We start from the raw sequence: 23748 nt of genomic DNA on the forward strand, positions 1-23748 counted from the left end.
CGGAATAACTTAGCTTATATGATTCTTTCACAGATCAAAATCCATCATTTTCGTAATATATCTTATACCGAGCTGTGTTTATCCCCCCATTTCAACTTTATTGTTGGCGATAATGGTAGTGGTAAAACTAGCTTACTTGAGGCTATCTATATGCTTGGTCATGGACGAGCATTTAGACATATTCAATCCAATCGTATTATTCAGCATGAACAATCTGAATTAACGTTATTTAGCCAAATTGAATCATCTAATCAACAGACCCGAACCATTGGATTAGTCAAAGCACGTAATAATGATAATAGAATTAAAATTGATGGTGATGAAGGATTTCGATTAACCGATCTTGCTAAACTCTTACCCATTCAATTAATTACACCAGAAGGATTTGATTTACTTATTGGTGGGCCTAAATATCGACGAGCTTTTATTGATTGGGGGTGTTTTCATCATTATCCTGAATTTATCCATTTATGGAACAATTTAAAGCGGTTATTTAAGCAACGTAATGCCTTATTAAAACAATCCACGAGTTATAATCAACTGTTACCTTGGGATAAAGAGCTGGCTCCCATTGCTGAAAAAATAAGTCAAATTCGCTCGGAGTATTCACAGCATATTTTTCCCGAAATCATACAAACCTGCCATGACTTTTTGCCAGAATATCTGCTTAATTGTCAATATTATCAAGGGTGGGAACAAAACATTAATTATAGCGACATATTACACAAACAGTATGAACGAGATAGATTACTCAACTATACTTCATTAGGCCCACATAAAGCCGATATCCGTTTGCGTATTGACAATATACCTGTTGAAGATTTCTTATCACGGGGACAATTAAAATTATTGATGTGTGCACTACGCCTTGCGCAAGGTGAATATTATTCAAAACAAAGCGCACAACCTTGTGTCTATTTAATTGATGATTTTGCGTCAGAATTAGATCATCATAAACGAGCGTTATTAGCTAAACGCTTAAAAATGGCGAATTCACAAGTGTTTATCACAGCGGTTAGCCAAGACCAAGTAACCCATATGATTGACGAAAATGATAAGATTTTTCACATAAAATCTGGTATAATTTCCTAAATATACAGAATGATATAAATAAATCAAACAAGTCGAGAGATCCATGTCAAATTCTTATGATTCTTCTAGCATTAAAGTACTTAAAGGACTTGATGCTGTCCGAAAACGTCCAGGTATGTATATTGGTGACACTGATGATGGAACAGGACTTCACCATATGGTTTTTGAAGTTGTTGATAATGCCATTGACGAAGCATTAGCTGGCTATTGTCATCACATTGAAGTGACCATTCACCCTGATAATTCAGTCTCAGTACGAGATGATGGTCGTGGTATTCCAACCGGTATCCATGAAGAAGAAGGAGTTTCAGCAGCTGAAGTCATTATGACGGTATTACATGCTGGCGGAAAATTTGATGATAATTCATATAAAGTATCTGGTGGTTTACATGGTGTGGGTGTTTCCGTCGTTAATGCCCTATCTGATAAATTAGAATTGGTCATTTATCGTGAAGGAAAAATTCACCAACAAGTTTACCATTTAGGTGTCCCTCAAGAGCCGTTAAAAATCATTGGCGAGACTAGTGAGTCGGGTACTTATGTGCGTTTTTGGCCAAGCCCAGAAACCTTTACTAATATTGAATTTGTTTATGAAGTTTTAGCTAAACGCTTACGTGAGCTATCATTCTTAAATTCAGGTGTTTCAATCAGATTGCTTGATGAACGTACCGGTAAAAGCGAACATTACCACTACGAAGGTGGGATACAAGCTTTTGTTGAATACTTGAATAAAAATAAAAACCCGATTCATCCAAAAATCTTTTACTTCAGTACGGAAAAAGACGGTATAGGTGTTGAAATCGCTTTACAGTGGAACGACGGTTACCAAGAAAATATTTATTGTTTCACCAATAATATTCCTCAACGAGACGGCGGTACCCATTTAGCCGGTTTTCGTGGAGCAATGACCCGCACCCTAAACAATTATATGGAAGCGGAAGGATACAGCAAAAAAGCGAAAATTAGTGCGACCGGTGATGATGCTCGTGAAGGACTCATCGCGGTTGTATCGGTCAAAGTACCTGATCCAAAATTCTCATCTCAAACTAAAGATAAGCTAGTTTCGTCAGAAGTAAAATCGGCTGTTGAATCGGTAATGGGTGAAAAATTAGCGGAATATCTGCTTGAAAACCCATCTGATGCAAAAATCGTGGTAGGTAAAATTATTGATGCAGCAAGAGCACGTGAAGCCGCTCGTAAAGCTCGAGAGATGACACGGCGTAAAGGTGCATTAGATTTAGGTGGCTTGCCGGGTAAACTGGCTGATTGCCAAGAAAAAGACCCTGCTCTATCTGAACTTTACTTAGTGGAAGGGGACTCTGCGGGCGGTTCTGCAAAACAGGGACGAAACCGCAAAAACCAAGCCATTTTACCGCTCAAAGGTAAAATCTTGAATGTAGAAAAAGCTCGCTTTGATAAAATGCTTTCTTCACAAGAAGTTGCTACACTGATTACAGCATTGGGTTGTGGAATTGGTCGTGATGAATATAATCCAGATAAAATGCGATATCACAGCATTATTATCATGACCGATGCTGACGTCGACGGCTCACATATTCGAACATTGCTATTAACCTTTTTCTATCGTCAAATGCCCGAAATTATCGAACGTGGTTATGTTTATATTGCGCAACCACCACTCTATAAAGTGAAAAAAGGGAAACAAGAACAATACATCAAAGATGATGAAGCGATGACGCAATTCCAAATAGCATTAGCGCTTGAAGATGCTTCATTGCATGTTAACGATCATGCGCCTGCACTGGCTGGCGAAGCCTTAGAAAGATTGATTGCTGAGTATCAAAAAGTTGAAAAGCTCATCGCGAAAATGGAACGCCGTTATCCTAAAGCATTATTGTCTGAACTGGTTTACCATGATGTATTAGATGAAAATATACTTAAAGATAAGCAATTAGTCGAAAATTGGGCAAAAACCATTGTCGACAATTTATCGAATAAAGAACAACATGGTAGTAGTTACCGTTATTCAGCTGAATATAATGAAAAAACACAACTTTATGTACCTGTCATCAAAGTGAGAACGCATGGAGTAGATAATAACTATGCATTAGATCAGGTATTTATTCACAGTAATGAGTATCGTAACATTTGTCATTTGGGTAAACAGTTAAGAGAACTCTTAGAAGAGAGTGCTTATATCCAAAGAGGAGAACGAAAACAACCGGTTAGTTCTTTTGAAGAAGCCGTTGATTGGTTAATTAAAGAATCACGCCGTGGTCTGACTATCCAACGTTATAAAGGGTTGGGTGAAATGAATCCAGAACAATTATGGGAAACCACAATGGATCCAACCAGTCGTCGAATGTTACAAGTGACCATTAAAGATGCTATTGAAGCGGATCAACTATTTACCACACTAATGGGGGATGAAGTTGAACCTCGTCGATTATTTATCGAAGAAAATGCTCTTAAAGCAGCTAACTTAGATTTTTAATTAGCTCAAATTGGAATAAAAAACCAGACTCAAAATAGTCTGGTTTTTTTATTAATACTCACCGCTAAAATAGCCTACGATGAATATTCATCTGTCATATTCTTTATTGGCATACAGGGCGATTAATTTTCATATCTGAAACGGCTTTATTCATCTGTTTAATCATATCTTTTGGTGTCTGAGCTATATATACCTTGCCCCCTGTCGCATTTGCAACACAATCAATCTTATGTTCACCAGCAATATCGACAATATTGATTTTTAAACGAGGTTTTGAGACTGAAATATGATGAGCTAATGTACAGATATTTTTATGAGTACAGGTATCTTCACCGTCACTGATAATTAAAATATAATCATCTCGTTTTACCCCATCAAGCATATTACTAGCTTTTTCTAATCCATTATAAAGTGGTGTTCCCCCACCACCAGCAGCGGTTGGCGTCAGTTTATTAATTTTATTTTTCAATGTTCCACGGTTTTTATAACTATAAAAAGGTGAAACCTCGGCCGATGGACAGCCCGTTAGGGTCACTAGTGAAATATTGATATTTTGTTGTATTTTATCAATGCTAGTTAAAGCAACCTTTTTGCTACTTGATAAACGGCTTGGTAATCGAGTCATACGTTTTTCGTAGTTTAGCTTGTCTTGTTCCGACATATAGCGTGGAAAACCATAACCCAAATACTGAAAATACTGTTCAACCTCAGCGGGTGACTCTGCTAATGTCACTATCATCGACAACGAATTATCAAATACCATCACCATTTTAGAAGGATTGGGATTACTGACCAATTCTTCTTTGGTAATACAATTAGCAGGATTTTTAACTTTTGGTTTAGGCTTTTCTTCTGGTTCCGGTTTTTTCTCTTCAACCACTGTTTCTGTGTGCTCAACAGGTTTAGGATCTTGCTTGATTTCTGGTTCAGGTTGGACAGGAACATCAACTGGCTCTAATTGAGGTTTTTTCTCTTCATCAGCAGGTGTTATTACTGGTGCTGAAACATGACTTGCTTCATCCACACTATCTTTATTAAATGGATAAAAGACATACCAAAGCCCACCAATTAATGCCAGTAATAGCAATGCTAAAAGGAATATAGACCACCAACGCCAAGTCGATTTGGTTGGAAGCTTGGGTTCGGGTGCTTTAGGCGGTAAAACAGGATCTTCAAACGTATGAACAATAACAGGCTCATCATTAATGACAAAAATTGAATTACCTAAACTTTTAATTCTTGGTATCCAAAATGAAACCAGTGTTTGTTGTTCAGGGGTTAACGGCATCAATTTAACGGTATTTTCAATATCAATAATACGTGTTTGTAACGTTGTCGTTACCGTTTGTCGATATAGTTCATTATTAATATCGCTTAATAATATGGGTTGTCCTTCCAGATTGGTAGACCATGCAATGTAATGATCATCTTCTATCAATTTTGGAATGGCGAAGACAGAAAAAGTCCGCTCAGTCAGATGTGATTTTAATAACGATAGTAATGAATTATATTGTTCTAATAAATTGATTTTTTGTGAATCACTGCTATCAAAACAATGCCGTGTTATTCGCTGCATGATAAATTAACTTCCTTACAGATCATTCTAATTTTACCTCAGCTTCAACATGAACATCCAAATATTAAAGATCATCACTGAATAATATCCTATTCGAATGCTACTTATTCACACAAAGGTTTACTGATATTCATATCAGAAACCGCTTTATTCATCTGTTCAACAAGCTCGGTGACATTGTTAGCAATATAAACCTTTCCACCCGTTTTATCCGCTAAACAATCAATCTTATGCTGTCCCACAATGTCCACTATATTTATTTTTAAACGTGGTTGTTGGTTGGCAATTTCATTGGCTAAAGTACAAATATTATCTTCCGAACAATTATCGTCACCATCACTGATAATTAAAATATAATCATCATGATTTACGCCATCAAGCATTGAACTGGCTTGCTTTACACCACTATATAACGGAGTAGCACTATCGTATTCTAATGGCGTTAAACGATTAATTTCATTCTTCAATTTTTCTCTATTATCAAAATGATAAAATGCCGATGCCTTTGCGACAGGACAACTATTTAACGTGACAAGAGCAATATTGATATTAGGTTGTATTTTATCAATACTGGATAACGCAACTTGCTTACTACTCGATAGTCGATTCGGTAATCGGGTCATTCTTTCTTCATATTGCTTGGCTTCTTCGAAAGTAAGACGATCAATCCCATTTGACAAATATTTTTCAATTTCTGCTTGAGGTTCAGTAAGCGTTAAATACATCGAAGCGGAGTTATCAAATATCATCACCATTTTAGAGGTTTGCTCGTTTTTTTGGATTTCTTCCTGTGAAATACAGCTAATTACTTCAGAAGTGGAATTGTTTGAGGTCGTTGGTGGTAATAGTTCAGCAATAGGTACGGGGGCTTTATCTATTGTATATAAATAATATAGATATCCAAGTAACCCGACAAAAGCAAGTGCTAAGGTCAAAAACCACCACCTACGCCAAAATGATTTTGTTGTCTTGACAGGAAGGGCTGGAGCCACTTCATTAGTCAGGATTGGCTCATCAAAATGATGAACAATCACAGGTTCATTATTAATGACATAAATCACATTACCTAAACTTCTCATTCTCGGTAACCAAGCCGAAATCAGAGTTTGTTGATCTTCCGTTAATGATTTGATTTTGATAGTATTTTCAATATCATTTAAACGTGTTTGAAGTGTTTTTTCAATCTGCTTTTTATCTGCTTCATTAATAATATCTTCAATGGCAACGGGTTGACCTTCAAGATGCGTATACCAACCAAGATAATGATCGCCTTCAATTAATCTCGGTATTGCTAAAATCGAAAAACTACGTTCGCTAACATTAGGCTTTAACAATTGTAAAACTGAATTATATTGATCAAATAACGAGATTTTATCTAAATCATTAGGATCAAATAACATTCTGGTTATACGTTGCATTGCTAATTTGTTTCCTTATGTTAAACATCGCTTTTGCTAACTATTGATATAATGAATACGCAAATTTAGATATTCAAAGCTTTCTGTAATTGTTGAAGTTTTTTATTTAATTTATCTAACTCAACTTTCTTTTCAATTTCTGAAGAATTTGAATTATTCACTTGCTTAAGTTGTTTTTCAATATCATCGACTTGTGCTTGCAAGTCTGCGCGATCTTTCGCTTTTTCTTTAATTTCGTTGGTTAAACTCGTTAAATCATCTTTCAATTTTTGTTGTTGTGCTTGCTTTTGCTTAATACTTAAGGCAGTGTCATTTTTCTGTCTTTCTATATTGGCATAGATCGCTTTAAATTGTTGATTTGCCTTTTTTTCATCTTCTAAAATTTGCTGTTTTTGATCAATTCGGGCTTGATAGTTGCCAGAATAATGACAACTTATCTTATCAAAAAAACCGATATTCGTATTCGTTGGATCACACTGTTCGGTTGTGGTTGAACAGCCCATTAACAACAAAATAGGGCTGAATAATATAAGGTATCTTTTTTTCATCATTAGCTCACCTGTACTGCTGAACGTTGTTGACTTACCACATTAATTTGTTTTTCAAGTAATGCTATCTGTTTATGAAGCTGATTAATTTGTTTATCTAATTTTGACATATTAATCCCTGATTGTTTTTCCCTTGCTGAAAGCATAACCCAATCACTTTCAATGCCTTTCATACGATCTAATTTGTCAGTTAAGTAAGCAATATTTGCATCGATTTGCTTCAACTCATTTTTAATCTGTCTTTTACTCAACGTTTTATTTTCAATCTGACTATTTAACACTTTCAAAGTTGCTAAATTTTTATCCAATACGGCTTGCGCATTTTGAGTGACAGCTTGTACTTCCATATTATTTTGCTGAATATCATAAATATAAGCATCAATGCGCATTTCTTCATCTGCATACTCAGCACGCTTAGAATCAAGATAATAATTAGCGCCCATTAATACACCACACCCTACCGCTGCTGTAGCCAGACAAACACCCGGTTTTCCGCCAACTAAAATACAGCTAAGACCAGAAAATCCTGCACCAACGACACACGGTTGCCAGGCTGATTTACTAAAAAATTGAGATGTATTACTATTGGTTAATGCAGGATCAACGTCTTTAGTTCTCCACCCTGATGATTGACATCCAGTTAAGACAACAGATAAACATAATGTTATTATGACAACTATTTTTTTCATTATTTCCTTCCTTTAATTTCATTGCAGGTTTGTAACCAAACTGATTGTTCTATTTTACCCGATACAATGTATTGATTGATATGTTTTAAATAGAGCTTTAAATAATCGCTCATATTTGCCTTTCCACTACTTTGTAAAATAAATTGTGTTGCTTTAGCTTGTTCATTAATTGTGTTTTTTTCGTAATTTGATGCAGTGCTAACAATAGTATCAGCATAATATTTTAATATAAAATTGCGTGCATTTCTTGAATCAATGACAACTTGATTTAAATTATTTAACTTTGTTTTAGAACACATATCTGTACTCTCTAGCTCACTTGAGTCACTTGCATCACAAATTTCATTAATCATTGTATTATATAAATTATTATTATATTCATATTTATCATTAAGATCAGAGACATTCGCACATAAAAAAGCCCCCAATTGTAAGGCAGATTGAATGGAACGATCTCGCTGCTCATCCCGTGACTGGTTCGCACTTCGTAAAAGTAGATTAAGTTGATTTAACTCTTTTTTAGTTTTTTCATCTTCAACTTGTTTAGTAATTTTTTCCAGTTCATTCACCACATTGTTATCATTTGACGATTCGACTTCATTACCAAGTTCGTTCCACTGTTTTTCTAATTCTTTAATCGAAACTTTAGAGTGCATAACTTCAGTGGTATACACTAAACGAAATCCAACATCTTTGCTTTGATAAGCACCTTTATTATCATAGTAAGGCTTTTCACTACGAAAGGCAGTTGTTATTGAAGATTCAGGAGTCAAATAACTACCGCCCCGAATAATCATGCCTCCTGGTTGTCCATGATAACGATCTAATTTATTCATTCTAAATGAATCAAACATCATTTCACTGGCATTACCTAAAATATCATAAAGATCCAGTGGATTAGGAGCTAACCGACCAATAAGTTGTAATTTTCCATTGGCTGACTTTGCCCCTGAAAACCATGCATAGTTTTCCAAACCACTCGTAATAGGAAAAACTGTCTCGCGAAATTCAGATTCAGTGACTTTCATGCCACCCCGTGCAGCGTACTCCCATTCGGTATTCGTTGGCAAACGTACATAGCCTTTTGGCAACGCTTTTAATTGAGATTGGTTTTCCAGTAACCATTGGTTATATTTATTACTAAATGCAATAGCATCAAACCAACTAATATTAGTCACAGGGAAAATCAAACTCACTTTAGCCGTTGGACAAGTATCATTCATCACCGCTTGATATTGTAGTGCTGTAATTTCATATTTACCGATTAAATAATACCTTTCTTCGTTTTCATTAGAAAAGCTACCAGAAATATAATTAGGTGTTGCGTATTCAGCAAAACCTAACTCTTTTTGATTACTGCCTAAAATTACTTTTACATCATCAAGTGGTTTATTGGTAGGCGTAAATACCCTTTTCATCACCAAACGCCCATCACAAGGCATCGGCAAAATCACATCATCACTGGCAGGTTTAGGATTATAAAACTTACTCTCCCAAGGCTCAGCATAACTGCATAAAGGGATAAAACTTAAGATTAGTCCCCAATAATGCCATTTTTTATGATTATACTTCGCGCAAGCTTTCTGCTGGCTGAATCTTAACAGCACGTCGACCTCCTACCGTTACTACAATAGCTGATATCAATAAAGTAAGTAAAAATGCGATAATAAAATGATAAAATTGTAATTGGCTAACTACTGGATGTGAAACTAAATTTTTACCTAACACAAAATTAAAGGCATAGTTGCCAAATAAAAAAAGTAGGCAAGAAATAAAAAATGCCAAACAACTTAGCATCATGGCTTGATTCATTAAATAAAGCATAATCCCTTTTGATTTAAATCCAAGTAATCGCATCAAAGCGATATCTTTGCGTTTACGTTCAATATTAGATAGAAATGATCCTGTAAAAGATAGAATACACCCTAATACAGCCGTTATTGCAATGACACTAAATATAAAATTGAGAACCCGATCTATCGCTTGCATATTTTCTATCGCATTAGCTTGAGTACGTGTTTCAATATTTTGTTGACGTAGTTTATAAGACAAAGGCGCTACATCATCAAGTGACCTTGCATAAATACGTGCTCTGGCAAATGAGTTATGTTCTGGCGGATTAACAAGCCCTGTGGTTGATTGAAAAATATTTATTTGATAACCATCATAAAAATGTTCCATATCAATTAAAAGCGCTAAAGACACAAATGCGGCAGCCCGACTATAATAAATTTCGGGAATCACTCCGATGATCTCTAACTCGACTATACCTTTTTCCAGTTTGCCATCGAGTTGCCTTGTCACAACCATTTTTACTTTATCACCAACCTTTGCCTGCATTTTTTCTGCGGCTAAAGCGGATATTAAAATCTGTTGTTCATGATGCAAGAGCGGTAAACTTTGGGTTATAGGATCACCTTTAGCTGTCGGAATAATTTCAGCATTATTAACAAAATGACGATTATCTTTCATTAAATCAGCTTGAGTATTAAGAGAACGTGTCAACGGAACCACAAACGCTGTTTCAGGTTGTTGGGCAATCCATTCAAACATTGAATGATCTAACTGTAAATTACCCACAATTTTAACTTCTAAATTTTGCGGATCATTAAGTAACTGCTGGCGAAGCTGTGAAACAACACCATATTTTAAGCTAAAGAGTAGCAACAGTGGGGTAATTACCGAGATCACCGATGCAATAATACAAAATGAAACCTTCTTGTCGTACCATAAATCCGACAAAGATAACCGAGTAATAAGCCGCCATTTCGATAATAATGTGATCATCGCTTATACCTCATCTTGTAAGGGTAAAAATTCGGATGAATGGGAAGAGGTAATTTGAGACGTTAAAGTAAATAATCCTTTATCAGCAATACGTTGCCAATCATGGGTCACAATCAAGGCAGCAATATTATCCTGCTGAGCTTGCTCAATAATTAAATCAAATAATAAATTGGCATTATAAGGATCAAGCGCTGAAGTCGGTTCATCAGCCAATAATAGTGCAGGTTTATGGATAATTGAACGAATAAAAGAAGCTCGCTGTCTTTCACCAATCGAGAGTTGTTTAGGATATTTACTTAACAAGTGTGAAATACTCAACTTTTGTACTAAATAATCAAATCGTTGTTTATCCACCTTTTTTTGTAACACATTTACTGAAAGCAAAATATTATCATGCACCGTTAAAAAAGGGAGTAATCCGCCGGTTTGCAACATAAAGCCCAAATAATTTGCGCGCATATCCGCTAACTTATCCAGTTTATCGTGTTGGATTAGTTGAGCAATATCAACGTCACCATTATCCATAGTAAGATTGTAGCAACCAATATGGTCAGGCTTTAGGATCATACCTATCATTTCAAGTAATGTGCTTTTACCCGAACCGCTATCACCTCGAATAATAACCACCTCACCCGCTTTAACGGTCAGCGCAGGAAGGTTAACACTAAAAAAAGATTTACCAGTTGAGCGCGTGATGGCAAGTTTTTTTATCGTTAGCATCTGTTTACGGTAACATCTCTAAAGGAATAGGATAAACATTTTCACGAGGATCACTACCTTCCGCTAATGAAATCCAACGATCAACATCCGCATTACATTTCTGATAATAACGAATTTTACTATTTAAATTACGAATAAATTTTTCTTGCTCAAGACCACTCATACTTTTCCACGTCTCTTGATCCAACCCCGTTACATCGCTTTTATAAGGGATATTATCCAAATATTCCCCAAGTAACCCCAAATCGGCAATTTTTGTGACTGCGTTCGATTTTAATTTACTTGGGTCTTGCCCCATAGCAGCAGCAACCGATCGTAGCTGCGAAAACATATCATCGGCAGAAATTAATCCATCATTTGCTGCATTGGCGATTTTACTAACAATATCGCTTAAATCACTTAATTGAGATTTAGTTAATAAGATTCGAGGTTCAGCTGTTGGAATAGTGGGTTTAATAAAATCTTTATCAGCAATCCACGCTTTGAAGACCGAAGGCGCTTTAGACCCATTAGTTTCACCTAAATAAGCCAACTGCATAGCTTTACCCAGTAATAATGCATCATTTAACATATCGGCATTACTATCTTTAGCATTAATCGCATTACCTATTGACGCTTCACCTTTATAAGCAAGTTTCACTTGCTCGGCTAAGGCTTTGGCTAAAGAGTCAACTTTTTGACCAAACTCATTCACATTACCGGCATTAACAGGGTAGTAAAGTGATTTATGAATAAAATCATTGTACGTTAAATCAGAATACTGCGTCGCAGCAATTTGGTGATCTTTTTCGCCACTTGACGTTTTTAAATGTAATGCATAAATCGCAACCCCTTTATGCTGTGCTTCAAGCCTTAATTGCGCAGCATCCATACCGGTGCTTGAAAGTTTATCATCCCCCGGAATTGCACTTGCATCCGTAATAAGAATCATATAACGCGCACCAAAACTGTTCCAATTAATATCATTCAACGCTTGTGCAACCCCCGCAAATGAATCTTCGGCAAAATAAGCCGTTGATACCGAGGCTTGTTTAAGTGATGCACTGAGTTTTTTAAAATCTTCACGATTTTTTACTTGGTTTGGATCGGCAAAAACTTTTGTCACAAATTCAAGTTTATCGGATGCGGTTAAACTTGATCGAAACGACACCAAGCCAAATTTAACTTGATCTTGTAACTTCTCTTTTTCAATATGCTGATAAACGCGTTCAACGGCCTCTTTGGTTCTTGAAATATACGGATCCATGGAAATCGTTGAGTCTATCACAAACACAATTGCAGCTTTAAAAGGAGCGACTTGATTAGTACTATCATCTGTTTTTTGAGTGGTAGTGGATGACTTAATGTTCTGAGTTGTTGCCACTAATTTATCTTGTTTACTGACAGAGGCGACTTCTAATATACGCTCATAAAACCCTTGTCCATTCATGACCTCTTCACCTTGTAAAATAGGTAATAAATAGAAGTTATTTTTAAAATCAACAAATTCCGCCGGCTCTTGAGCGATAACTTTTGGCGAAGTTTGGTTAACGTTTAATGCCTCACGAATGGGTTTTAATAATGTTTCTGGATGTTCAGAATCAACAATTGCCGTGAGTGAATCTTTATCTTTAAAAAATAGCAAAGGATCACGTTCAACCGGATTAGTAAAAACCAAGGTCATTTGCATATTCCATTCAATTGCGCATGAGCCATTAATCCAACCTACCGTTTTTCCATAGGAATCAGGCCCAACACTTAACCATTCTTGGTTATTATGATTTTTACGTTCATAAACATAATAGCGAGAAAATGCAGGAACTTGCTGTCCTGTAACCTCGCTAATATCTTTTTTTAACTCACACGTTGGCGTACTTAGTACGCGTTGATACAGTGTTGTTTTACCTTGCTGTTTAAGTGGTTCATTGGCAAAACTTATCAAGGGTAAACAAGTTAAGCTCAATACAAACATAATTTTTGAGATAGCTAAATTTTCCATTTTTGTTCCTACCTACTTTTGTAGCTCAGCTAACCGTGCTTTTACGTCTTTATTATCGGGATCATTATTCAATGCGGTTTCGTACCAATAAATAGCCGTTTCTTTATCAGCTTCAAAACAGCTATTAGCTTGATAATACTTTTCGTCATATTCTTTGGCATACAAAATGGCAATGGTTGAATTTACTTGTGATTGATTAGCATATAACCGCTGAGCAATATTACATTTTTTTGCTTTTTTAGCATCATTGATCAACTGAATAATCATTGGAGTTAGTGGTTTAGTTTGCAAACATTTTTGAATAAAAGTGAGATCATCATCACCTACTTGACTTAAACTACATTGACCTAACATAGCCGGTTCAGCGTCTTTAGCTTGTTGATTTTGGAAGAATAGAAAATACCAAATTGCGATACCCATAACAATTAACAGTAAAATAGCAATGATCAAGCCGAATATTAAACCTGATTTTCTTTTTTGTTTAATCGGTTGTGTCAACGTCTCATCCGTTACAGTTTCAGATGTGGGTACGGATGTAACGACTTCCTCAACGACGGGTTCAACAGGTTCTTCGATTTCAGGCTCGTAAATGGTTTGTGTTTCGCCATCCATTTTTTCGTCATCGGGGATTACATCTACACACTCCTCAGGTTCAAGATGCGTATCAGACGTAGTAGTAACCGTGTTTAATGCAGCTGACGTCATCACACCATCAGCTATGTTAATGACGCCTCGGTCACTGTAATTTTCGTTTTGCTTATCACGAATCTGTACCAAAAATCGTGCAGTACTTTCTTGAGTTAATAACGAATCAACCAGCCATTCACCAACAAGCCCGGTTAACTGTTCATGTTCGACAGTCATATCAGCCAACGTATGCCAACTTTTTTCTGGACTCCATTGATTTAATCCAGACAAATAATAACTATCCTGATTACGTTGAATCAATATTTCAATATCAGCACTACCATTCCATTTATATGCCAAAAATTTAGCTATACCTGGTTTATAACCATTTAATTCGATTCTTAATGCCATAATGTCCTCTATCCTGTCACTTCACTTTGTTATTGCATTAATTTACAAGAAATCATCCAATTTAATTTGTGATTGTTTAAAACATGCCAAAATCTCACCCAGACGACTATTTTGTTCCTGACTTATTTCCCGTCCGGCATGATGTCCGACATTTTCTTGTGCAAGCGTAGCAAAAGCTATAAACCAATCAAATATCGCAAATTGAGAATAATTTTTAGTATTATTATCCAATTTTGGCAACTGGTGAGATGATTGCATAACAAACTCATTTAACGGTGATGCAAATATACGCTTGCCATGATTAACACGACTCATTGGAATGTTATCCACCTGACCTTCAATAAAACCTAACCACGCAATATAATCAGATAATTGAGTATGAATTGTACTTATCTGTCTTGATTCAAGATCATCACGTTTACTGCCAGTATTTTCGTTATTTAAGATTTTTTCGGTTAAATTTTGTTCAATCTTCAAACGATTGGCTCCTGTAATAAGCTCTTCAACAATAAAAGATAATGATTTTTGGCTTAAACCAAAAAACTGTAAAATATGCTGATCCAGCACGATATTTCTTAAGTGCTCTAACCAAGTTGTAAAAACACTCTTAGCAAATTTAGATTCAGTCGGCAAAGTCACTGCTGGCTTACTGGTTAAATTGCTATTCATGTCCGAAAAAAGGTCAAATTCAGTATTAAAGCCAAAATCATTGGATAAATTGCCGACTAAATTATCATCATTATCTTTAGCTATCTGGTTTTCTACATGGTTGGAATGATACAAAGCTCGAATTGTTTGATCCGGCAATTCTAAAGTTTTGAGTAATTCACCTAATAACAATGCTTTACCCTGCAACTCTTTCACCACATCTGCGATAACGTGTTTTTTCTTACCAAGTTCTTCATCACTACCAGCTTGGTACCACGTATCAAAACGCATATTTGTGATGTAATCAATTTTTTCATTTAATTGCTCAACAATACGTTGTTGTTTTACTTCAGTAATCGCTACTTTTTCTAAATATTGACTAATTCGACCTATACCGCCATCGTTAAGTTTAAGCATGGCATCCCACGCTTCTTTTGGTTGAGATACATATTCTTGAACATCAACATTGTCGATAAAAGTCTTTTTTAATACGTCCATTTTAGTCTGATAATTCTCATTATGAGACAGTTCTTGGCGTGAAGAAGGATCGACATTTAAAAACGGTACATCAAAACCAGGTTTACGAACCAAATAAACATTGTTGAATTTCTGATTATTTGACCAATTCATTAGCCAATCATAACTTCCAAAACGTTCTAAAATAGTTTGTTGTAATAATCCACCTTTACCCCAACTATTTTTAAGATTATCTTCCGACAAGGTCAACGATGTACATATCCGTTTATCAAACATGGTAATCGCCCACAACAAGCCAACTTCTTTGGTTGCTCGCTTTTCAGGTGTTTCACCTTGTGTTTTACCGATCCACCGTTCAAGCACCGGCCCAACATCATTCACATCAGATTGCTTATCAGAAGGTGTACAAACCACTAATACATTCATCTCTTGGCTATCGGTATACTTTTCAAATAAGTAGGCAACTTTACCCCGTAATAATAGTTGAGAAATGGGATTACCTTCTTTAACATCTGAAATCGAGATTAAATTCAAGCGTCCTCGATATCCCGGAAAATCAAGCAAATCAACTTTTTCAAATGTTGAAACTCGCGTTTTGTTCACTAATGGAAAAATTAATTCCGCTGTTAAAAAAGCCAGTTGCGCCAAAGATAAATCCGTTGGTTTACCGTTAATAGGCGTTATCGTAACCGATGAATCTTTATCGGTGTTTAATCGCTCTAAGATGTCTACATTCATAATACTGTCAATTTGCGATTTAGTACCATTTTGCTCTTTAATCAAAACAGTTAACGGCGCATACACAGTTTCAGCATGATGTAAACGAGATAACGTATTAGCAAGCTGAATATAGATTGTTGTTAGCTCTGCAATTCCACCCCATAATACCGCAAACAGCTCGCCTCGTTCAGAAACAGATAGATAAGGAAGTAAATGTACTGCTTTTTCCCAATATCCCCCTTTTAATCCTTCTAAAGCGTTGCCGAAATTTTCAGACAAATAATCGTAAAGTTCAACGATATCATCTTCCGATATACCGCCGACATAACTGGTTTGTTTTTTATTTTCCAACCGTTGGATTAACTGATTTAATTGTGAAAATTCAATTTTATTAGAGACTTTTTGCTGGTCAAAATCTTTAAAAAAAGCATTAATTAATATTTTGACAATTTCTATCTCTCTAAACAATTTTAACTCTAACGGATAGTTGGCAATTCCACCCTTAGCGGTTCGACTAAAACGCGTGACTAAACCTGTCGCTTCTTTACCACTTCCTACCGGATTGACATGATCGATAAAATCTAAAATTTGGTTATCGACAACCGTTTCAAGTTTGCCATTATCTCCTGCGGCAAGTGCCGAAATCAGGTATGATTTTCCTGCTTGAGAAAGTCCAAAAAAACCGACCGCAACCGATTTGGTAGAGACCTCACCTAATCGTTTAGCGCTATTACGCAAACGGCGTAAATCAAGAATTAAATTATCTGCTTCACTATTTAAACGTTTGGATGAATGACGTGTTTGATTAACCCATTCAATTGCTTCTGCTGATGCATGGTAAACGTGTTCCCAAGATTTAGGCAGTTGTTCATTTATGTTATTCATCGTTTTATCATTCCACTATCAAGCCAATATTGGGTACTGATTAAACCGGAGTTAACCATTGTATTTAAACTCAGTTTAACATCTTGGTTTTTATTGCAAGCTCGTCCATCAGATGCTTTTATGTCTTTAATATAAAAATTCTCGACCATTTTTTGCCTATTTTTAATACCTAAGGTCACTTCAAGTACCACGCCTTGAGCACTTAAACGCCGAGCAACATCGCCGTTTTCAATGGTCAAAATATAGATCGGAGAAGCCGGCCAGCGATCAACTTCAAGTTGTTTAAAACCTAGCCTTGTTGTACCTCGTATTTCAAAAGACAGATCAGGAAAATCATAATCAGGATCATCTAAATTTATATCTCGGTAATAGACATTTTCATTTTTAATCATGTTTAAATTATCCAACAATCCAATGTATTTGACTGTTGAATAAAGATCCATATTTGTTGATCTAAAATAGAAGTTAGGTAGCCTTAAATTCTTACTTAAGAAGCAAAGCATAGCGCCTACAGCAGCGGTGGTTTTAGGATCATCAATGCGTTCTTGTTTATGGAATGGATACCATCCGCCCGTATAATAACCATGGAGTGGCAAGATTCGCCCTGCAGGGATAGATAAACGAGATCGAAAATAACTTTGAATACCCGGTAAGCGTGAAGGGCGTCCAGTTAATAACAGCACATCACATTGATAACAACTGATGATTTCGGACAATGCGTCAAACGTTTTACAAATATTGTAATAATCACCACGTATAAACAGGTAATGAATTCGTTTGAGATTAATCTCAATATTCAAATTAAGCACTGAAAAGTCAGGATTATTTAATGCGCGCTTGATTGGCTCATTAATAAAATTCAGCACACTATCAGTCATAGCATGATGCTCTAATAATTCTTTAAAACTTGCGCTAAATACCTGCTGTTCACTATGTAAAGGATCGTAAAGTTCATACTCTTTCAAGATCCGCAAACCTATCGGCGTAAACAGTTGTAATGTCAGTTGTTGACGTAAAACCGCATCTTGAATAGAAAGTTGTTGTGAACCAATAATCGTTGACAAGATTGGGCTTGGATCAGCAAGTCCTGCCTGCTTTAAGCCGTTGGTTAACGAGGTTAAAACAATATCTTGAATAATATCAAGTAAAATATCATCACCCGCTACTTTAAAACCATCACGAAAACGCTGACTTGGAACAATATAGGCATTACTACTGTTTTGTTGCCCGTTTGCACCATAATCTAAATGGTAATCGTTGATGACTAAATCGGTTGTACCCCCACCGATATCCACCGTCGCAATGGTAACTTTTTGCTTATTGGTTTTGTCAGGTCGAACAATTGAAGCAATAAATTCTTCACTACGTCCGTTAAAATTATTTTGTGTTTCATTGAAAAGATAAACAACTTGACCACAGGTTGCTTCATCCCATTGAATATAAACTTCCGGTATGTTTGGCCAAATATGTTTAAGTTCTTCCGGATGAGTAAAATCAATATTATCATCCGAATTATCCCAACCTAAACTTTTCCAAACAAGTCCAATAGCTTGATACACACAACTTTTAAATATCGCTTGCTCGGGTTTTGGCATAGCGGGCGGAATCGTTAAGATAATTGAACGTAAATTACGTGGCGTTTTAGCATGTTCAAGTTTATTACGTTGCGCAACGCTATTAATCTGCATCAAAGCATGCATCAATACTTCGCATAACATAAACGTCATGAGCGAACTACGTGAATATTTAGGGTGGAATACCGGTATTTTACGATCATATTCTTCTTGAATATTGCTATTAAGAATATGTAGAGCTTCACCATATTCATTAATTAAATTTGAAAAAGGCTCTGCCGTTGCAAAAGGTTCATGATCGCTTTTTACATAATAAGAGTTAAAACGCCAACCTTGTTCGTACTTATCTTGATCCCATAAATAACGTTTCGGACTTGAAAGCCCGGTTGCACCTTCGTTGCCTTCACGGCGACTAGCTAAGCGGCTTGCTTCTTTACCGACACGAACAATACTAGGCCAACGGAAGGTATCTCGTCGACCACTCTGTAGCGAAAAGTGTTCTTTACCAAAAAAGGTTTGTGCAAATTCAACTCGACTTTCAAATGGTTCGTTATAGATATATTCAGGTCTGGTTAGATCGCGTATCTCCAATTCATAGCGATGATTAAGGCTGTCTTTATCTTGAACATGATCTTCAATCAAAATGCCACAAGTTCGTGAATTACCCACATCTAAAATCATATCGACAGGAATCGATTTCACAATATCATTTTTATTGTTAGAAACAATTTTAATGGTTGGTAGATTTAATGTTTCACCGAGCAAATTAATGATATTAAGATAGTGCCCATAATAAGCCTTATTATTCATTTCTTGCTGGATATCATCCTTATGCATCTTTAAGCGTTCAGGTTGCTGCGCTAATTCTTCAAACAGATCGATTAACCAACTGGAAATCCATTTGAGTTCTAAAAACCATGACACATGATCAGAGCGGTGCGCCAGACTAAAAATCGCACCTGTCATTACGTCATTTTCAGTTGGAGCAAGATAAGCAACATCATCCAAATTAGCAAAGATTTTAGTGTCAAACGCAAATGTTATACGATGCGTATTACCATCGGGATCTTCACCCTGAGGAATACTGACAATTCTTACTCTGCTCCAGTTATGAGGACCTTTATCAAATCGTTCTGGAGGAATCGACCGTAAAACAGGAATCGGTAACCAAACACCGTCATACAATTTTAGGGATTGATCGACACTAATTTCTTGTGTGGGGGTAACCGCAAAAGTGGGGTTGTCAGGACTAAAAAATTGACCATTTTCGACATCTTCTAGTAATCGAATCAATGCACCACTTTCGGACGGATCAATAAAGCACCCATTCGCTTTATTGCGCCATTGGCTGTCTTTCCAATCTATTTTAAGTGCAAAATCAAGAAACTGAATACCACTGTTCATGATAAGAGTCACTTCTTGACCATAATTGCGTAATTCTGGAAGCATATACTACCCTATTGTTTTTTCATCGTTAACGGGAACGATGTACCATTATTATAATTTCCCTTACAATCAGTTTGATTGTTACTGTTTGTTGAGCACTCTATTTTCGGTAATTGATATTTTGTATTATCGCTACAAAGCGCTTCAGTATTACTCTTTATACTTAAATTTGAGTTTTGAAAACCACTACCAACTTTACCGACACATTTCACACCATCACTACGTATTACCGTAACTTCACCATTTCCTTGATCAAAACTGTAGTTTAAACGTAATGGTTTACCCGTTGATTTATCTTGGATTCCACCACCTACTGTCCATTGTCCATTAAGAAAATCCATAGAACCTTGCTTAATTGCATCTAGTGGTACACTTAAATTTTGGGATTGTGTAGCGTTATTGGTATCCATAGCTGCTGTGTTTTGATTCTGGTTTTCATTCTGATTAGTGTTATCAACATCAGAAGTCGTACCTGCATTATCAGGCGTTATGTCATGAATTGGCGGATTATCATCACCTGCACCATGACTATCGACAGGTAATGTGGTAGGCGTGTTGAGCGTATCAGTCACATCAATGTTACCTTCTGTAACAGTTGTACCAATTACGTCATTACGATTGTCAGTATTTAACACCGAATCATGATTTATGTTAGTACCCACCGATCTATGGATAACATTCACATCACGAATAGGATCCTCACCTTTTTTATCTTCTGGTTTTTTGTCCCGATCAGTCTCAACCGGTACATTCACCGCATTATCGACTGACAATGGCGGTGTAATTGATGATTCAGGGTGATAAAAGCACCCTCGTAATAAAAACAGTAGTAATAATAACAATAATAGTGGCAACAGCATTAATAACCACATCCACCAACGTTTCCACCAAGGACGTTTAGACGTTATCGGGGGGTCAATTTGTTCAGTAACATAAGGTGCTGTGCTTTCTGATTGTTCTAAACATTTGAAAGGTGATTGGGTTAGTTGAGTTTGTGGATTAATAAATCCCCAAAAAGTAATAACAGGCTTGCCATTAACGATATAAATATATTCATTGCTTGGAAACCGAATCGCCATAAGATTTGGTTCTTGGCTGTCCTCACGGTGATTAGGATCATAAATTAGGCGGCTAAATAGCAATTGATCGCCTTCAAGGTTTGGATTATTAGCTAATTGTTTGCCTAGCTCAACTACCTTTTGTTCAAATGCTGCCAACAATTGAAGCGCTGATTGTTGTTCTGATTCGCTGGCAGATGACCAAGGCACAATATCATATTGAACCGAATCAAAAGGTATATACCAATCAACCCTATTTCCTTGATCATTACGTTGTGGAATGGCTAAATAGTCGGCATATTGTTTACCTATTTTTACTCTGAACATTTCACGAATTTGGGTTGCCACTAAGTAAGCAGCTTTACCGTCATGCCCAAGCATTTTAAAATCTTTAATATCACCAGTTCTAAGTAGTGTATTTGCCATACTGACCTTTCCATTCCATTATCATATGATATTTTTGTAATCTTTTAATTCTAACAGAAAAATCCAGCTGTTGTAATTGGTATCTATAGGATAAGTTAAGATTTTTTTACTTTATTTTTTACATACTGCAAAATTACCTTACCATAATCGTCATTTTAAAAACATATCATCAGTCAATACTCGTAATGGTTGCATATCACTATCTCCCCGAATGACTAAGGATGGATCAGAACGTAAACACGTTCCCCCATAATGTCCGCCGACAGTGAAAGTACAGATTTGCAAATAACGATCATCGACTTTCGGTAAACACCACAATTCTTGATAGATGTTTTCTTGTTTAGCAAATTTACCGACTGTTTTCCCCAAAATGGTTTCTTTGCTGCTGACTAATTGAATATCACTCCCCCGACGCCCTGCAATCGGCTTAACGGCATACCCCTTTTTCTCTAAACTTGTATTAAGTTCAAATGTAGACTCTAATAAATAACGATGATTAGGAAATAGAGACCACAGCACCGGTAAAATCGCTTTATTGCTTGGAATAACTGTCCATAAAGGTTCAAATACAGTGACTTCGGGACGTAAAAGAACGTCTATCAACCTTACCGCATTTTCTGGATGCCAAGTCCGGATTGGTAATCCGGCTATTTGGGCTTCACTTTCTTGACGAAGTTGTTCTAATACGGTTTCCCATGCCCATGTTTTCCAGACACAGGTTACTTGACGATCTTCATCATCAACTAATCGACCGCGTTTATCCCATTTTAAGCCACTCAAACCTCGTAAAATTTTGCTCTTAAATCCTGCTTGTGTTAGGGCTTTTTGCATAAATAAAGCATGATAATTTTCCTCATTATCATTATCTTGCATAATATGGATAAAAGCTTGTGCATCGCTATGCTTCCAACAACTCGCTAATGCGTTAAGCAACCCAGCACTAGGGTTTACGCCAACATTTAGCCCAGCTTGTATTGCCCAATTTTGTAGTATCTGTCCAGCTTCAGTATGACACGATGCCGAATCAGCATTATATTCATAAACTTTAAAGCCTCGTTCATCCATGCAAAAGTCTAGCCGACCGGTTATCATTTGATAACGTCGTTGTTGCCATGACAGTCGCAAACGTGGCCATAAAATTTCGGGGATATTAAAATTCATCAGCAAGTTATCATCTTTTAGTACTCTATCGGTTGCATGTAAATACATAAGATGTAACTCATTGGTCGCTCGAATAAGTTCTTGCTCGGCACTTTCAGAAATAGTGAAATATCGGTAGTGATCATCATGACTAATTGCATGCCCTGCCGCTTGGATATAAGCATTTTCTAAACTATCTTGCTCATTAAGCCAGTTAATATCAAATTGACCTTGATTTTCAATATGTTGACTATGAATAGCCAGTAAAGGCGCCGGTACGGTTGGTTGTGGTAGACTATATTGTGTATTTTCGGTTTGAATCATCCAACCTAATATGGTGGTATCGTCAAACGTATCATGTAACAAATAACCACTGTCGGTGACCGTCATCCTTAATTCACGAGTCCAATGTTGACCAATTGGTAATCGGGTATGAATAACATTTTGTTCAGCTATCCGAACTTTATCTTCAAAGACTTCGGTAATAATAGCAACATGACCCGTTCTATCGAAAACACCACCATCATCCCAAATAAGTAATGCGCCAGCTTCGGGTTTTTTCTTACCACCATTAGCAAAAGCTTGTAAAGGCAATATCGCTTCATTGATGACTTGTCTTAAGACACGAAGTGAAAAAATTTCATGAGCCATGCCGACATCAGTAAACACAATACCGTAATTAAGAAATAAAAAACGCCTTGCAAATTCAACGCATTGCCATTTATATCCCATATATTCATGCCCGGAATAACTTCGAAAAGAGGCATCATCAGGGTATTGAGTTGGGTCTAATGTTTCATAATCAGAAGAGTAAATGGCAACGCCACCTGGGGCATAACCTAACAATGTACCAAAAGGTTCTCTATCATCGGAGTGTGCTAACATATTTTTCAACCTTTTTTATAATTTATAGGATAATGCTAACTAAGCTGTGATAAAATTAATCTATCATAGATCAATTTGAATACTTTAAGAAGCGAAGTTTATGCTTGATCACTTGAAGAACATCAAAGCGCCTATATATGACTGTTATTCCTGGTAGTAATACCCCAAACATACCGATTACGTGAGAA

At 36.3% G+C, this 23748-nt stretch carries 15 protein-coding genes; 2 read left to right on the forward strand and 13 right to left on the reverse strand.

Annotation, left to right across the window (positions count from 1 at the left end):
• The first annotated feature begins 18 nt into the window (after window positions 1-18).
• Both recF and gyrB read left to right on the forward strand, forming a co-directional pair.
• Window positions 19-1092 carry a DNA replication/repair protein RecF gene (gene recF, locus ACGH6P_RS03125; RefSeq protein ID WP_220216397.1) on the forward strand — a complete coding sequence of 358 codons (1074 nt, stop codon included), beginning with the start codon at window positions 19-21 and terminating at the stop codon, window positions 1090-1092.
• Window positions 1093-1135: 43 nt separating this feature from the next.
• Window positions 1136-3547, forward strand: a complete 2412-nt coding sequence (gyrB, locus tag ACGH6P_RS03130) for a DNA topoisomerase (ATP-hydrolyzing) subunit B (RefSeq protein ID WP_220216396.1) — start codon at window positions 1136-1138, stop codon at window positions 3545-3547.
• A gap of 103 nt (window positions 3548-3650) precedes the next feature.
• Here gyrB and ACGH6P_RS03135 read toward each other — a convergent pair whose 3' ends face one another.
• The 13 genes from ACGH6P_RS03135 to gss form a co-directional block, all read right to left on the reverse strand.
• On the reverse strand, window positions 3651-5123 hold the full coding sequence (locus ACGH6P_RS03135; protein ID WP_411596717.1) for a VWA domain-containing protein: 1473 nt from the start codon (window positions 5121-5123) through the stop codon (window positions 3651-3653).
• Window positions 5124-5227: 104 nt separating this feature from the next.
• On the reverse strand, window positions 5228-6541 hold the full coding sequence (locus ACGH6P_RS03140; protein WP_411596718.1) for a vWA domain-containing protein: 1314 nt from the start codon (window positions 6539-6541) through the stop codon (window positions 5228-5230).
• Between the two features lie 65 nt (window positions 6542-6606).
• Complete coding sequence (locus tag ACGH6P_RS03145; protein WP_267358827.1) at window positions 6607-7092, reverse strand: hypothetical protein; 486 nt, start codon at window positions 7090-7092, stop codon at window positions 6607-6609.
• Window positions 7092-7778 (reverse strand): hypothetical protein, encoded by a 687-nt coding sequence (locus tag ACGH6P_RS03150; RefSeq protein ID WP_411596719.1) that lies wholly within the window; start codon window positions 7776-7778, stop codon window positions 7092-7094. The genes ACGH6P_RS03145 and ACGH6P_RS03150 overlap by 1 nt, the downstream gene beginning before the upstream one ends.
• A complete protein-coding gene (locus tag ACGH6P_RS03155) occupies window positions 7778-9385 on the reverse strand; it encodes an SUMF1/EgtB/PvdO family nonheme iron enzyme (RefSeq protein WP_267358829.1) in 1608 nt (535 codons plus the stop codon). Before ACGH6P_RS03155 ends, ACGH6P_RS03150 begins: the two co-directional genes overlap by 1 nt.
• Complete coding sequence (locus tag ACGH6P_RS03160; RefSeq protein ID WP_267358831.1) at window positions 9342-10565, reverse strand: ABC transporter permease; 1224 nt, start codon at window positions 10563-10565, stop codon at window positions 9342-9344. Before ACGH6P_RS03160 ends, ACGH6P_RS03155 begins: the two co-directional genes overlap by 44 nt.
• 3 nt (window positions 10566-10568) lie before the next feature.
• The gene (locus tag ACGH6P_RS03165) at window positions 10569-11285 is read right to left on the reverse strand and encodes an ABC transporter ATP-binding protein (protein WP_267358833.1); all 717 of its coding nucleotides are present in this window, start codon (window positions 11283-11285) and stop codon (window positions 10569-10571) included.
• Window positions 11286-11289: 4 nt separating this feature from the next.
• Window positions 11290-13263, reverse strand: a complete 1974-nt coding sequence (locus ACGH6P_RS03170; RefSeq protein WP_411596720.1) for a vWA domain-containing protein — start codon at window positions 13261-13263, stop codon at window positions 11290-11292.
• Window positions 13264-13275: 12 nt separating this feature from the next.
• Window positions 13276-14301: a hypothetical protein gene (locus ACGH6P_RS03175; protein WP_411596721.1), complete on the reverse strand. Its 1026-nt coding sequence runs from the start codon at window positions 14299-14301 to the stop codon at window positions 13276-13278.
• 42 nt (window positions 14302-14343) lie between these two features.
• A complete protein-coding gene (locus ACGH6P_RS03180) occupies window positions 14344-17031 on the reverse strand; it encodes a putative virulence factor (protein WP_411596722.1) in 2688 nt (895 codons plus the stop codon).
• Entirely contained in the window at window positions 17028-20054 is a 3027-nt protein-coding gene (locus ACGH6P_RS03185) for a virulence factor SrfB (protein ID WP_411596723.1), read from the reverse strand. Before ACGH6P_RS03185 ends, ACGH6P_RS03180 begins: the two co-directional genes overlap by 4 nt.
• An 8-nt stretch (window positions 20055-20062) precedes the next feature.
• Entirely contained in the window at window positions 20063-21535 is a 1473-nt protein-coding gene (locus tag ACGH6P_RS03190) for an SrfA family protein (RefSeq protein WP_411596724.1), read from the reverse strand.
• Between the two features lie 150 nt (window positions 21536-21685).
• The gene (gene gss / locus ACGH6P_RS03195) at window positions 21686-23560 is read right to left on the reverse strand and encodes a bifunctional glutathionylspermidine amidase/synthase (RefSeq protein ID WP_411596725.1); all 1875 of its coding nucleotides are present in this window, start codon (window positions 23558-23560) and stop codon (window positions 21686-21688) included.
• Between the last annotated feature and the right edge of the window lie 188 nt (window positions 23561-23748).

It is taken from the genome of Gilliamella sp. CG25, assembly GCF_046635705.1.
Classification (GTDB): Bacteria; Pseudomonadota; Gammaproteobacteria; order Enterobacterales; family Orbaceae; genus Gilliamella; species Gilliamella apicola_I.